Origin of the sequence: Methylotenera mobilis 13, assembly GCF_000384255.1 — a bacterium.
Taxonomy (GTDB): domain Bacteria; phylum Pseudomonadota; class Gammaproteobacteria; order Burkholderiales; family Methylophilaceae; genus Methylotenera; species Methylotenera mobilis_B.
Genome location: NZ_KB913035.1, coordinates 2,434,002 through 2,447,602 on the forward strand (window position 1 = coordinate 2,434,002; position 13,601 = coordinate 2,447,602).

A 13,601-nucleotide genomic window follows, 5' to 3' on the forward strand; every position below is an offset into this window, starting at 1 on the left:
TTAAATCTTGTTAATGCCAAGTTTGGCAAATAATTGCTTATCAGTCTCAGCTTCAGGGTTACCTGTCGTTAGCAATTTCTCACCGTAGAAAATACTGTTAGCACCAGCTAAGAAGCATAATGCCTGAATGCCTTCGTGCATACTCTGACGCCCAGCAGATAAGCGCACAAAACTGTTTGGCATGGTAATGCGAGCAGCCGCGATTGTACGCACAAACTCTAATGGGTCTAGCTCTTCAGTTCCGTGTAAGGGTGTACCTTCCACTTGGGTCAATAAGTTAATTGGCACGCTTTCTGGTGGGCGCTCCATATTAGCCAACTGGGCCAGCAAACCAGCACGTTGATTACGTGATTCGCCCATCCCGATAATGCCCCCACTGCAAACGTTGATATCAACGCTACGTACACGGTCTAATGTTTCCAATCGGTCTTGGTAAGTACGCGTAGTAATCACTTCACCGTAAAACTCAGGTGCGGTGTCTAAGTTATGATTGTAATAATCTAAACCGGCGTCCTTTAACTGCTCCGCTTGTCCTTCTTTTAACATACCCAAGGTTGCACAAGTTTCCAAGCCCATTGCTTTGACTTCTGAAATCATTTTAAGCACAGGCTCCAAATCACGCTGTTTTGGGCCTCGCCATGCAGCGCCCATACAGAAACGGCTTGCACCATTGTCTTTTGCCTCTTGTGCCGCAGCCAGTACATCATCCAAAGCCATTAAAGGCTCACTTTCAACATCGGTATGGTAGCGGGCAGCTTGCGGACAATAACCGCAGTCTTCAGAGCATCCACCCGTTTTAATAGATAGCAGAGTACTCACTTGCACTGCATTCGGGTCGAAATTGGCACGATGTACCGTTTGCGCGCGATGCATCAAATCACTGAATGGCATCTCAAATAACTCAACAATCTCTGCCACACTCCAGCGATTCACTGTATTTTCTTCATGCGCATGTGTGCTACATGATTTATTTAAACCTGCTTTGAGGTGATCAGTATTGATAACCGCTTCATTAGTAGGTGTTGTTGCTTCTGAGTGAGTTGATGATTCAAGCATTGTATTTCCTTGTATATTTACTAAGGTATCTTCACCAAAGTGGTGATTAAGTGAAATTGAGATAGAATTTAGGCATGATTATACATTGTCAATAAAACTGACTGCAAACTTTGAACAACAGATTAAAATTTAATCAAATACTAGCAAACCTGCAACAAACATGCATACTCTGCGCAAGCCACAACGGTGAAAACCTAGGGCTATGTCAGCCATGCTTAAAGGACCTTCCTTGGCATACAACTACACAATGTCCGCAATGCGCGTTAATCACTAACGGAAGCATATGCGGCAGTTGCATCAGCACACCACCCAGCTTTGATGCTACAACGGCACTACTCACCTACGATTACCCGGTAGATGGCTTACTACAACATTACAAATACAACGCAAGCTTAAATTTAGCACAAACTTTTGCGTCGTTGTTTGCAGAGAAAAAACACACGCAACTGACCATGCAAAATGCAATCAACGTCATCATGCCAATGCCCATGCATCAAAATCGCTTAAAGGAAAGAGGCTTTAATCAAGCACTTGAAATAGCAAAGCTATTGAGTAAGGCTTTCACCATACCGCTAGACTACACCACCTGCCAGCGCACCAAACATACACCACCACAAGCCAGCCTAAACCTAAAAGACCGCATCAAAAACATTAAAGGTGCATTTAGTTGCCAACAGAGTCTGCAACATTTGAATATTGCGATTATTGATGATGTAATGACAACAGGTGCTAGTTTGAATGAACTCGCTAAAACATTAAAACAAGCAGGCGCTGCCCATGTAGAATGCTGGGTGATGGCAAGAACGTTGCCGAAATAAACGCCCTCTCCCATGCTAAGCAGGAATAATTAGCATGACGCAAATCCAACTTAACGAAAACTGATTTTACTTATGTTCCATATTGTTTTATTTGAGCCTGAAATTCCACCAAACACAGGCAACATCATACGGCTATGTGCCAACACTGGCGCGCAATTGCACTTAGTGAAACCGCTAGGGTTTAGCTTAGAAGATAAACAACTAAAACGCGCAGGCTTAGACTATCACGAATATGCCAACTTAAAAGTACATGAAAACTGGGAGGCGTGCAAAGCAGCACTTGCGGGCAAGCGACTATTTGCAATTACCACCAAAGGCAGCACTACACATAGTGATATTGCATTTAAAGCTGACGATGTATTTGTATTTGGGCCTGAAACACGTGGGCTATCAGAGGAAATACGCAATCAATTCACCGCTGAACATCGCGTACGTTTACCAATGTTACCGAATAGCCGTAGCTTGAATTTATCAAACTCTGCCGCGGTATTACTTTATGAGGCTTGGCGACAAATTGGGTTTGAAGGCGGCAGCTAAGGCCGACCATTCAACCAGGCTATTGCTAAAAACATCATCTACGATGTTATACGCCTTCTGGCTTTTGCTCACGACCTAACAAATCCATCACCGCATCCTGAGCACTTTTACCATGTGATAGTGCTTGATTAACCTCACAAGTAATCGGCATATCAACGCCTAATGTTTCAGCGCGACGCATCACCTCACGCGCAGTGTTAACACCCTCTGCCACATGACCAAGCCCTTGCAAAATATCTGCTAAGCTTTTGCCGCTGGCAAGTTGCAAACCTACTTCTCTGTTCCTAGAGTACTGGCCCGTGCACGTCAGTATCAAATCACCAACGCCTGCCAAGCCCATAAACGTTTCTGACTTAGCGCCAAGGGATAAACCAAAACGTGTCATTTCAGTTAAACCACGAGTAATCATCGCGGCACGTGCATTATTACCAAAGCCCATACCATCAGAAATACCAGCAGCAATCGCCATCACATTTTTAACCGCACCGCCCACTGACACACCAATCACATCAGTCGTATCGTACACACGTAAATTTGCACCATGAATCAGTAACGCAGCTTCTTTAGCAAATGCCTCATCATTCGCAGCCAAGGTAACCGCGGTAGGTAAACCACGCACCAGCTCAGCAGCAAAACTAGGCCCAGACAAAGCGCCCCATTTTTGCTCACTGCCTAACTCTTCAAGCGCCACTTCATATGGTAATTTAGCTGTTTGCGGCTCTAGGCCCTTATGTGCCCAGATAATAGGCAGCGTACACCCTAGTTGTTTGATGTCTTTTAAAATACTTCTAAAGCCAGCAGTCGGCACCACAGACAAAATCAAATCAGCACCATCGAGCGCAATTTGCAAATTATCCTCGATCTGCAATTGGTCATTAAATTTAAAGTCACCTAAATACAAAGGGTTTGCACGCGCTTTACGCATACCAGAAACATGGCCAGCATTACGTGCCCACAATGAAACTTGGTGACGTTGACTGATATTCATCGCCAGCGCAGTTCCCCATGCGCCAGCACCTAATACTGCAATTTTTGCCATTTAATCAAAACCCTAGTTAATCAAAACCCTAGTTAATCAAAACCCCAAGTAGATGAAACTAAAATGTATCCAGTAACACCATCTCGATGTTTTACCTTCAGCCACCCGTTATTAGATTTAGCCTCTACCAGCTCCAGCACTACATCTTTTTCTAATATTGCAACGACATCAGCAGCAACCTCTGGACGAACTCTCATTTCGGCTGAGCCTTTAGCAACCAGTACCGAGCGCTTAGCCGATAAATGTTTAGCTTCTATCCAACTCATGCTTCCCTGCGCATCGCGAACTTTTAGCCAATCACCGAGGTTAACCACCACCTCTACAGGATATAGATGGCTCAGCAATAGTACTTTTTTTGCTGAAAGTGAGGGCGCATCGTACAAAATGGCTTTGGGAACTGATACAGCTCTAAAGTCTAATGCAGATGCCGTGATTGGCATCCACATCAGCGCGAAAATTAAAGCAACTTTCGAAAATCGAGACATTACACTTATTGCACAGAACCTGCTTGTTCAGCTTCTTGTTGCTTTTGTTGTGCAAACAAAGCTTCAAAGTTGATTGGGTTCAATAATACAGGTTGGAAACCAGCACGTACCACTAAATCTGAAACACTTTCACGTAGGTACGGGAACAAAATGTTAGGACAAGTAATACCAACAATCATTTCCATATTTTCTGCAGGCACGTTACGAATTTGGAAAATACCAGCTTGTGTTACTTCTACCAAAAATACTGTTTTATCAGCAATTTTAGAGGTAACCGTCACTTTGATTGCTACTTCGAATACGTTTTCTTCAACTTGCTGAGCTAAGTTACTTAGCTCAATACTTACCTGAGGTTGCGTACGGTCTGTAAAAATTTGTGGTGCATGAGGGATTTCTAATGAAACATCTTTTACATAGATTTTTTCAATACTGAAACCTGGTTGTTGCTCTTGTGCTACGTTGTTTTCTTCTTGTGCCATAATTTTCTACTTAAAAATGTTAATTAAAATTGGTAATCAGTGACAGAGTCATTTGAAGTTTAGTAAAGCTTAAGCGCCTATTTTAGCAGAGTTTAATTTTGCTCTCTGCTATAAATAGAGTGAATATATTCTTAACGTTTAGAAACGATCCATTATGCCAACAATGGGTCAAGTCCACCCGCCAGATCTAAAGCTCGCAGGTCATCAAAACCGCCAATATGGCGGTCATCAATGTAAATTTGCGGTACAGTACGACGACCCGTTTTTTGCATCATTTCATCGCGTCGCTCAGGCTGCAAATCAATACGGATTTTATTAATCTCTTTCACACCCTTGCTGATCAACAAGCGCTCTGCATTGATGCAGTAAGGACAAACTGCTGAGGTGTACATTAAAATATTAGCCATACCATTACGCCTTCACGACAGGAAGTTTTGCTTCAATCCAAGCATTTAGGCCGCCTTGTAGATTGTGCACTTGCTTAAACTCGGCTTTACGTAAAATGTCGCATGCTTTGGCTGAACGTGCACCACGTTGGCAATTCACTAACAAAGGCTTATCTTTGTATTTAGCTAATTCATTTAAGCGATCTGCCAATTGAGCTAACGAAATATGTTTCGCATCAACAATGTGTCCATTTGCAAACTCCGCATCATCACGCACATCAATCACCAATGCATGGTTGCGATTAATAAGCGTCACTGCTTCGGTCGTACCTAAGTTTGGCACACCACCTGCTCCCTTTCCAAAGCTAGGCAATAACAACATGATGCCAGAGCCAAAAGCCAAGCCAATTAATAAGGCATTATCTTTTATAAATTCCACTGATTACCTTTCAAAGTTTTACGCACCAAATTATCAAGTAGTCGCATCAACATCTAGCGACTAACACTTACATATTTATAATCAGATTTTACGTGTAAATGCGCTAAAATGCTCGTATTGATATCATAATTTATGCAAAAGATTGAGGCGAAATATGTCCCCTAATAAAAATATCACACCAGTTTGTCTACTGATTCTAGATGGCTTTGGCTATCGTGAAGAAATCACCGATAACGCGATCGCACAAGCGAACAAACCAAACTGGGATACACTGTGGAAAAACTTCCCACACACATTAATTAACGCCTCTGAACACTACGTCGGATTACCTGATGGACAAATGGGCAATTCAGAAGTTGGTCATCTCAACATTGGCGCAGGACGCATAGTATTTCAAGATATTGAACGCATTAACAATAGCATTTCAACTGGTGAGTTTTTTGAACACCCAGTGCTATCACCGGCCTTGGTAAACATCAAAAATAATGACAAAGCACTACATATTTTTGGTTTGTTGTCAGATGGAGGTGTTCACAGCCACCAAGACCACATTCATGCCATGATTAAAATGGCTGGGATTCACGGTGTAAATAAAGTGTACGTACACGCATTTTTAGATGGTCGCGACACGCCGCCAATTAGCGCTGCGCCTTATATTGATGCATTGGAGCAACAATGCAAAGCAGTGGGTGTTGGTAAAATTGCTTCCATTAGTGGGCGCTTCTATGGCATGGACAGAGATAAACGCTGGCCCCGTGTAGAAGCCGCTTACAAGCTATTTACAGAAGGCGTTGGTGAGTTCAGTGCCGAAACTGCCGCTGCAGGTTTGCAAGACGCCTATGCTCGTGGAGAAAATGATGAGTTTGTGAAAACCACAGCGATTCATCAGGCTAATGAAGCACCAATCAAGATGGAAGATGGTGACTTGGCTGTGTTTATGAACTTCCGCTCAGATCGTGCACGTCAATTAACGCACGCCTTACTTGCAGAAGAGTTTGATGGTTTTCATCGTCGCCACGTACCTAATCTAGCTGGTTTTTTTACATTGACGATGTACGACAAAAAAGAAACTAAGGCGACCGTCATGTTTCCACCTCAGGAAGTGAAGAATACACTGGGGGAGTATTTATCAGCGCAAGGTCTCACCCAGCTTAGAATTGCAGAAACAGAGAAATACCCGCATGTCACCTTTTTCTTTAATGGCGGTGAAGAAACCGTGTTTGCTGGTGAAGATAGAATTCTCGTGCCGTCTCCGAAAGTGGAGACTTATGACCTACAACCAGAAATGAGCGCCAATGAGGTTACTGAGAAACTAGAAGAAGCAATTTTAAGCAAAAAATACAATGCGATTATTTGCAACTATGCCAATTGCGACATGGTTGGTCACTCAGGTAATCTCAAGGCTGCGATTGCTGCGGTAGAGGCGCTAGATATCTGTATCGGCCGCGTTGTGAATGCGATGCAGAGTATCGGTGGTGAAGTGCTGATTACTGCAGACCATGGCAATGTTGAGCAAATGTATGACGGGCAGAACCAACAGCCTCATACCCAGCACACCACCAACCTAGTACCGCTCATTTATATTGGCAGAAATGCCCAATTAAATAATAACGGCGCACTATCCGACTTGGCACCAACCATTCTAAATTTGATGGGTGTTGACCAACCCCTTGAAATGACCGGTAAAAACCTAGTTCAATTTAACACTTAACGCTAAACACCTTAAGACCATGATGCGCCATCGTATTTTGCAAATAACATCAGTGCTAGCATTGATAATTTCGCTACTGCTTAACGCATCATGGAGCTTTGCCGAAAAAAAAGCAGAGCAATCGAAACAAGAACTCAGCCAGTTAAAGAAACAATTAGAAGCATTAAAAAAAGAACTAGACCATGCACAGGAAGAGCACAAAGATGCTGCGGACGCACTGAAAGAAAGTGAAGTGGCGATTAGCGGCGCAAATAAAAAACTGCATGAAATCAGCAAGCAACAAATTGATAATAAGAAAGCATTAGCCAAGCTGGAAGCTGAATCAAAATCAACCAACATCGCACTTAACCAGCAACAAAAATTACTAAGCGGTCAACTCTATCAGCAATATATACACGGCCAGCAAAGCTATGTGCAAATGATTCTGCAAAGTCAGCGCCCGAGTGAAGTCGCACGTGACTTGCATTATTATTCATATGTTGCAAAAGCGCGCGCTGACCTAATCAGCAATATGCAAGATAACTTAAATAAGATTACTAAACTTAATGAGTTAACAGCATCCAAACTGCAAGAAATAACAGACCTTAAGCAAAAGCAAATTGATGAAAAGCGCATTCTAGAGCTTCAAAAGAAAGAAAAATCTAAAGTTGTAAAATCACTTTCACAACAAATAGCTGAACAACGAGGGCAAATAAAAAAACTGAGTCGCGATGAAAAAAGGCTATCGCAACTGGTAAGCCGCTTAGCTAAGATTATTCCAAAAAAGAAAAAAGTAGTTAAACAGCCATCACAAAGTACTAAAACAACACCACAGCCTGACACTTCAATTAGTAATGAAAAGTTACCGAGTGACAACTTTACTGGTGCAAACTTCTCAGCATTAAAAGGCAAGCTTCGCTTACCTGTACGTGGTGAAATTAGTAATAGATTCGGTTCAGTTAGGCAAGATAGCGGCATCTCATGGAAAGGTTTGTTTATTAAAGCCAGCGAAGGTGCAGAAGTGAAAGCAGTTGCATCAGGGCGTGTTGTTTTTGCAGATTGGTTGAGAGGCTTTGGCAACCTAATTATTCTGGATCATGGCGATGGATACATGAGCTTATATGGAAATAATCAGTCTGTTTTAAGGCAAGAAGGCGAAATGGTAAAAGGTGGAGACACAATCGCGTCAGTTGGCAACACTGGCGGCAACGAGTCTAACGGCCTTTATTATGAGCTCAGAAAACAAAGTCGCCCATTTGACCCGATGGCATGGAGTAGCTTAAATTAAGAAACGAATGAAGTGACCAGGCATTTGATTTATCGGTTATTTTTCACCACTTATCGGTTACCCAAATACGATATTGACTCACAGACCTAATAAAAAAGCACGCAAATTTGCGTGCTTTTTTATAAATACCGTTTAGCAAAATATTGCTAAACGGTAAGGATTATTGCGGTTCTGAATCTGCAAATTTGGCGACTTCGCCAGCAGCAGCAGCGGCGGCGGCTTCTGTTTCAGCAGCAATTTGTGCTGGATCTAAAGTAATGCCAGGAACACGCTCATCTGCAGATGGCTCATACCCACCAGATACAGGTGCAGCTGGTGCTGGTGCTTCCACTGGTGCAGCAACTGGCGCCTCTTCTACTGGTGCTACTTCTTCTTTTTCACCACAACCTACCACCAATAAACTTGTCATTCCCAATACTAATAGTGAGCGCAATAACATAGACATAAAATCTCCTTTTATAATTAGATAATTTAAACAGATGCTCATCGTTTTATATTCAATGAGTTAAGCTGTTTTTTGAAACCAGAGCTTATTCTAACGCATTCAAGATTCTCTGCAACCTTAATGCAATATATGGCAATCATCAATCAATTCAAAAGTACTTACTGATGTTTATTCACCCACTTAAAATATGCTGTATTCATCACGATCTTTAATGCAAAATTAATCACCAATCAAGTGAAAAATAACCCGACGATGACTAGCAATGTGTCGATGCTCGTATAAAAAAACACCTTGCCATTGTCCTAATGCAAGCTTACTTTCTAATAATGGAATAGATAAATGAGTTTGCGTAAGTGCGGACCGCACATGTGCAGGCATATCATCTGGCCCTTCAACTGTGTGAATAAATAGTGGGTCTCCATCAGGTACCAGTCGATTAAAGAACGACTCCATATCAACCAACACATCATGGTCGTAATTCTCATTAATCAAAAGACTCGCAGAGGTGTGTTGTATATAAAGCGTGACCATCCCTGTACGTAATCCACTTGACTCAGCCCAGTCAATGACCTGCGGCGTAATATCGTAAAGTTTGCGGCCTTTTGTATGAACGCTAATCTGCCCTGTTCTTTGTTGCATAGACTACTCCAAACTCATCTTGAATGGATAGAGTATATCTAAAGTACTAGGCACAACTCAATCCAAACTTACCAGCAACCCCATGGCGAAAAATATCCTGCGCCCATCCCAAAACGCGGACCGAATCTAGAACCATAAGCACCAAACCCATATGGGCTAAATCCAAAACGTTGGTATCGACAAAATGGATCTTCGAAGCGCTGACGATTAATCATTTGCTGTTTAAGCTTTGCTAACTCAGCACGTTTATCTTGCTCTCGCTTGTTGATTTCCTCTGCAAGCTTATTCCTTAAGGCAAGCTCACGACCAGTATGAATGTAATCAAGCACCTTTTTATCTACACCTCGATGACTTAAATCGACACTTTGGCTAGGTGTAAGGGCATAACTGGAGTCTGACTCTTTTATTTTTTGAATAATCTGCTCGTAACCTAATCCTTGTTTAGAAAGAGATACGATTTCATCCAAACTCAACACAGCTTGAGGCTGCGGCATGATCCTTTCTAAGTCATCGGCAGAAATTCTGTCGATCTGAGGTGAACCTCCAGCTTGCTTACCATCAGTTGCACACCCTGCAAGAAAACTCATCAGGATAATCATTACAAAACAAGTGCGACTATTGATGCTCATGATGATTAACCCCTCCGTTTAAAAATGGGGGATGGCTCCGTGATGGTGCCATCAAAACTATGATTCTTGACTGGGTAGCGTGCTTGTACCTTTTTGACGTACTGACGTGTCTCTGGAAAAGGTGGAATACCGTTGTATTTGTTCACGGAACCTTCACCAGCGTTGTATGCAGCTACAGCCAACGCAACATCTCCTTTAAAGTAAGCGAGCAGCCAACGCAAGTACGCTACGCCACCTTTGATATTCTGGCTTGCATTAAATGCATTTTTTACGTTAAACCGATCGGCAGTATCAGGAATCAATTGCATCAAACCTTGGGCTTGCTGATTTGATTGCGCAGTGGTGACAAAGTTGGATTCCACCGAAATGATAGAAAGTACTAACTTAGCATCTACTTTATACCAAGCTGAAATCGTATCAACCAAATGCAAAATCCAGCTCTTATCTTTAGGTAGCCCTGCGACGTACTGATCAATGGTTGCCACATGAGCATACTCTAATGGTGCTTTTTCTGGCTCAACTTCAGCCAGCACACAAGGAGGCAAATCAACCATGCTAAGCTCTACAGTCTCCAGCATCTTTTGTGACTCATAGTGCCCTTGTAAAGATGCCGTTGCAAACATGGCGGCGGCTAAATCCCGATTAGCGGGAACACCTTTGCCAGAGGCATACAACATACCAAGCCTAAACTGTGCCTCAGCACTACCTAAGCGCGAGGCTTGACAATAAAATCTCGCAGCCTGCCAATCACTATCTACATTTTTCACATCGTGCTCTGCGTCTACTGCACGCAACAGCAAAGACCGAATGACTTCGGGCTCATGATTAAATGTTTCCAGCTCATGCTGGCTGAGTTCTGCATATGACACATTTGCCACCGTAACAAGCATGGCAAACATGACGCGTCTCAACTTATTCATCAATAGATTGCTGATTAATCCACTCCTTTAGCCTAGGACATTTCATCCTGAGGTACGTTAAGTATTCGCTTTTGTAAACACAAGCTTACCTGCTTTAACGTCAATTTTGACAATATCTTTTGCAATAAAATTCCCAGCCAAAATTTCACGGGCTAGCGGATTCTCAATTTCGCTTTGTATAGCGCGCTTAAGTGGCCGCGCACCATAAACGGGGTCAAATCCTGCATTGGCAATTTCGGTCACTGCTGCATCCGTCAACTCTAACTGCATATCCATTGCCGCTAGGCGTTTAGCAAGATATTGCAACTGAATTGCCGCGATCGATTTAATATTAGCCTCACCCAGTGCATGGAACACCACGACTTCATCAATCCGATTGACAAATTCAGGTCTGAAATGTGTTTTCACTTCACCCATCACCGCCAACTTAACCAACTGATAATCTTGATCACTCATGCTCTGTATCATTTGGCTACCAAGGTTAGAAGTCATAATAATCACGGTATTCTTAAAATCTACAGTACGGCCTTGCCCATCGGTCAAACGGCCATCATCTAACACTTGCAGCAATACGTTAAATACATCGGGATGCGCTTTTTCTACCTCATCTAACAAAATAACGCTATAAGGTTTGCGGCGTACGGCTTCAGTGAGCGTACCGCCCTCTTCATAGCCAACATAGCCAGGTGGCGCACCTATCATCCGTGCAACAGAGTGCTTCTCCATAAACTCACTCATGTCGATGCGAATCAAATGGTCCTCTGAATCAAACAAAAAGTTAGCAAGCGATTTGCATAACTCGGTTTTACCCACACCTGTAGGCCCTAAGAATAAGAAGCTACCATAAGGTCGGTTTGGGTCACCCAAGCCTGAGCGTGAACGGCGAATTGCATCCGAAACCAGTCGCACAGCTTCGTCTTGCCCAACTACGCGCTCATGTAGTTTAGCCTCCATGGTCAACAGTTTTTCACGCTCACCTGTCATCATTTTGCTCACAGGGATACCCGTTGCGCGGCTCACTACTTCGGCAATTTCATCGGCCCCCACTTCGGTGCGCAACATTCGGTGCTTGGTTAAATCTACACTCACTTCAGCAGTTGATGCCTGCTTTAGTTGCGTTTCCAATTGCGGCAACTTGCCATACTGCAACTCAGAGACTTTCTGCCAATCGCCTTTACGCGTGGCTTCTTCCATCTCAAACTTTACTTTCTCAATCGCTTCTTTAATGTGTGCAGAGCCTTGCACCTGCGCTTTTTCTGACTTCCATATTTCTTCTAAATCAGCATATTCTTTCTCAAGTTTGCTAATTTCCTCTTCAATCAGTTCAAAACGTTTTATACTACCCTCGTCTTTTTCACGACGGACAGCTTCACGCTCAATTTTGAGCTGAATCAGGCGACGTTCTAATTTATCCATCACTTCAGGTTTGGAATCAATTTCCATTTTGATGCGGCTTGCGGCCTCATCAATCAAATCAATCGCCTTATCTGGCAAAAAACGGTCTGTAATATATCGATGTGAAAGTTCTGCGGCAGCCACAATCGCTGGGTCAGTAATTTCTACACCGTGATGCAGTTCATACTTTTCTTGCAAGCCACGCAATATAGCAATCGTTGCCTCTACACTAGGTTCATCTACCAACACCTTTTGGAAGCGGCGCTCTAACGCTGCATCTTTTTCAATATATTTGCGATATTCATCTAGAGTGGTAGCGCCTACGCAATGCAACTCACCGCGCGCAAGTGCTGGTTTAAGCATATTGCCAGCATCCATGGCTCCCTCGGCCTTACCCGCACCCACCATAGTATGAATTTCATCAATAAAGACAATGGTTTGGCCTTCATCCTGCGCTAGCTCTTTCAACACAGACTTCAAACGTTCTTCAAACTCACCACGATATTTAGCACCCGCCAGTAATGCCGCCATATCGAGTGACAGTACTTTTTTACCTTTTAGCGACTCAGGTACTTCACCATTCACAATACGCTGTGCCAAGCCTTCTACAATCGCAGTTTTACCCACACCAGGCTCACCAATCAGCACTGGGTTATTTTTAGTACGGCGCTGTAACACTTGAATCGCACGACGGATTTCATCATCACGGCCAATCACTGGGTCTAATTTACCTAGTCGGGCGCGCTCAGTTAAATCGATAGTGTATTTCTTAAGAGACTCACGCTGACCTTCTGCCTCTTGGCTATCTACATTTTCGTTACCACGCACAGCTTGTACAGCAGCCTCTAATGCGGCCGTTGTTAACCCATTTTTCTTAAGCAACTTTCCTGCTTCGCCTTTATCATCAGCTAACGCTAACAAAAACATTTCACTCGCGATATAAGCATCACCGCGCTTTTGTGAAAGCTTATCTGTCACATTAAGTAGATTATTTAAGTCACGTGAAATCGCCACCTCTCCACCGGCATCTGCTGACTTAGGTAGATTTGCTATTGCAGCAGTTAACCCAGTTTTAAGTTGATTAAGCTGCACGCCTGCTCGTGCTAATAAAGAGGCAGTGCCTCCATCATCTTGTTGTAACAATGCTTGCAGTAAATGTGGCGGTTCAATAGCGGTGTTATCCGCGCCCAAAGCAAGGCTTTGCGCATCGCTAATCGCCTGTTGAAACTTAGTCGTTAATTTATCAAAGCGCACGGGTCTCTCCTATCATGATCACTCTAATGTTTAAATGCTTATCCACAATCAACATGGGGCTTAATCTTTACTTTTCAATATATAATACAAAGTATTAATTCG

The 13,601-nt window shown here is 43.1% G+C and carries 15 protein-coding genes; 4 read left to right on the forward strand and 11 right to left on the reverse strand.

The window, feature by feature from the left end; genetic code table 11:
- Entirely contained in the window at positions 1-1,056 is a 1,056-nt protein-coding gene (gene bioB, locus A391_RS0111535) for a biotin synthase BioB (RefSeq protein ID WP_019899486.1), read from the reverse strand.
- 110 nt (positions 1,057-1,166) lie between these two features.
- On the opposite strand from bioB, the gene A391_RS0111540 reads away from it, so the two are divergent.
- Entirely contained in the window at positions 1,167-1,874 is a 708-nt protein-coding gene (locus tag A391_RS0111540) for a ComF family protein (protein WP_029144152.1), read from the forward strand.
- Between the two features lie 72 nt (positions 1,875-1,946).
- On the forward strand, positions 1,947-2,411 hold the full coding sequence (gene trmL / locus A391_RS0111545) for a tRNA (uridine(34)/cytosine(34)/5-carboxymethylaminomethyluridine(34)-2'-O)-methyltransferase TrmL (RefSeq protein WP_019899488.1): 465 nt from the start codon (positions 1,947-1,949) through the stop codon (positions 2,409-2,411).
- Positions 2,412-2,457: 46 nt separating this feature from the next.
- Here trmL and A391_RS0111550 read toward each other — a convergent pair whose 3' ends face one another.
- From A391_RS0111550 to A391_RS0111570, 5 genes are all read right to left on the reverse strand, one after another.
- The gene (locus A391_RS0111550) at positions 2,458-3,450 is read right to left on the reverse strand and encodes an NAD(P)H-dependent glycerol-3-phosphate dehydrogenase (RefSeq protein WP_019899489.1); all 993 of its coding nucleotides are present in this window, start codon (positions 3,448-3,450) and stop codon (positions 2,458-2,460) included.
- Between the two features lie 32 nt (positions 3,451-3,482).
- Positions 3,483-3,935: an SH3 domain-containing protein gene (locus tag A391_RS0111555; RefSeq protein WP_019899491.1), complete on the reverse strand. Its 453-nt coding sequence runs from the start codon at positions 3,933-3,935 to the stop codon at positions 3,483-3,485.
- 5 nt (positions 3,936-3,940) lie between these two features.
- A complete protein-coding gene (gene secB / locus A391_RS0111560; protein WP_019899492.1) occupies positions 3,941-4,414 on the reverse strand; it encodes a protein-export chaperone SecB in 474 nt (157 codons plus the stop codon).
- 152 nt (positions 4,415-4,566) lie between these two features.
- The gene (grxC, locus tag A391_RS0111565) at positions 4,567-4,821 is read right to left on the reverse strand and encodes a glutaredoxin 3 (protein WP_019899493.1); all 255 of its coding nucleotides are present in this window, start codon (positions 4,819-4,821) and stop codon (positions 4,567-4,569) included.
- Between the two features lie 4 nt (positions 4,822-4,825).
- A complete protein-coding gene (locus A391_RS0111570) occupies positions 4,826-5,239 on the reverse strand; it encodes a rhodanese-like domain-containing protein (RefSeq protein ID WP_019899494.1) in 414 nt (137 codons plus the stop codon).
- A gap of 154 nt (positions 5,240-5,393) precedes the next feature.
- On the opposite strand from A391_RS0111570, the gene gpmI reads away from it, so the two are divergent.
- Together gpmI and A391_RS0111580 are read left to right on the forward strand one after the other, a co-directional pair.
- Complete coding sequence (gene gpmI / locus A391_RS0111575; protein ID WP_019899495.1) at positions 5,394-6,950, forward strand: 2,3-bisphosphoglycerate-independent phosphoglycerate mutase; 1,557 nt, start codon at positions 5,394-5,396, stop codon at positions 6,948-6,950.
- Positions 6,951-6,972: 22 nt separating this feature from the next.
- Positions 6,973-8,217: a murein hydrolase activator EnvC family protein gene (locus A391_RS0111580; protein ID WP_019899496.1), complete on the forward strand. Its 1,245-nt coding sequence runs from the start codon at positions 6,973-6,975 to the stop codon at positions 8,215-8,217.
- A gap of 160 nt (positions 8,218-8,377) precedes the next feature.
- On the opposite strand, the gene A391_RS0111585 is transcribed toward A391_RS0111580, so the two are convergent.
- The 5 genes from A391_RS0111585 to clpB form a co-directional block, all read right to left on the reverse strand.
- Positions 8,378-8,662 carry a hypothetical protein gene (locus tag A391_RS0111585; RefSeq protein ID WP_019899497.1) on the reverse strand — a complete coding sequence of 95 codons (285 nt, stop codon included), beginning with the start codon at positions 8,660-8,662 and terminating at the stop codon, positions 8,378-8,380.
- Between the two features lie 219 nt (positions 8,663-8,881).
- Positions 8,882-9,301: a secondary thiamine-phosphate synthase enzyme YjbQ gene (locus tag A391_RS0111590; protein WP_019899498.1), complete on the reverse strand. Its 420-nt coding sequence runs from the start codon at positions 9,299-9,301 to the stop codon at positions 8,882-8,884.
- Positions 9,302-9,369: 68 nt separating this feature from the next.
- On the reverse strand, positions 9,370-9,930 hold the full coding sequence (locus A391_RS0111595; RefSeq protein ID WP_019899499.1) for a hypothetical protein: 561 nt from the start codon (positions 9,928-9,930) through the stop codon (positions 9,370-9,372).
- A 5-nt stretch (positions 9,931-9,935) separates the two neighbouring features.
- Entirely contained in the window at positions 9,936-10,850 is a 915-nt protein-coding gene (locus A391_RS0111600; RefSeq protein WP_019899501.1) for a lytic transglycosylase domain-containing protein, read from the reverse strand.
- A gap of 57 nt (positions 10,851-10,907) precedes the next feature.
- Positions 10,908-13,499 carry an ATP-dependent chaperone ClpB gene (gene clpB, locus A391_RS0111605; protein WP_019899503.1) on the reverse strand — a complete coding sequence of 864 codons (2,592 nt, stop codon included), beginning with the start codon at positions 13,497-13,499 and terminating at the stop codon, positions 10,908-10,910.
- Positions 13,500-13,601: the final 102 nt, after the last annotated feature.

Excerpts from the sequence above, each read along its gene's own strand:
- bioB (WP_019899486.1), bottom strand. The coding sequence starts at position 1,056 with ATGCTTGAATCATCAACTCACTCAGAAGCAACAACACCTACTAATGAA.
- trmL (WP_019899488.1), top strand. The coding sequence starts at position 1,947 with ATGTTCCATATTGTTTTATTTGAGCCTGAAATTCCACCAAACACAGGC.
- A391_RS0111550 (WP_019899489.1), bottom strand. The coding sequence starts at position 3,450 with ATGGCAAAAATTGCAGTATTAGGTGCTGGCGCATGGGGAACTGCGCTG.
- A391_RS0111555 (WP_019899491.1), bottom strand. The coding sequence starts at position 3,935 with ATGTCTCGATTTTCGAAAGTTGCTTTAATTTTCGCGCTGATGTGGATG.
- secB (WP_019899492.1), bottom strand. The coding sequence starts at position 4,414 with ATGGCACAAGAAGAAAACAACGTAGCACAAGAGCAACAACCAGGTTTC.
- grxC (WP_019899493.1), bottom strand. The coding sequence starts at position 4,821 with ATGGCTAATATTTTAATGTACACCTCAGCAGTTTGTCCTTACTGCATC.
- gpmI (WP_019899495.1), top strand. The coding sequence starts at position 5,394 with ATGTCCCCTAATAAAAATATCACACCAGTTTGTCTACTGATTCTAGAT.
- A391_RS0111580 (WP_019899496.1), top strand. The coding sequence starts at position 6,973 with ATGCGCCATCGTATTTTGCAAATAACATCAGTGCTAGCATTGATAATT.
- A391_RS0111585 (WP_019899497.1), bottom strand. The coding sequence starts at position 8,662 with ATGTCTATGTTATTGCGCTCACTATTAGTATTGGGAATGACAAGTTTA.
- A391_RS0111590 (WP_019899498.1), bottom strand. The coding sequence starts at position 9,301 with ATGCAACAAAGAACAGGGCAGATTAGCGTTCATACAAAAGGCCGCAAA.
- A391_RS0111595 (WP_019899499.1), bottom strand. The coding sequence starts at position 9,930 with ATGAGCATCAATAGTCGCACTTGTTTTGTAATGATTATCCTGATGAGT.
- A391_RS0111600 (WP_019899501.1), bottom strand. The coding sequence starts at position 10,850 with ATGAATAAGTTGAGACGCGTCATGTTTGCCATGCTTGTTACGGTGGCA.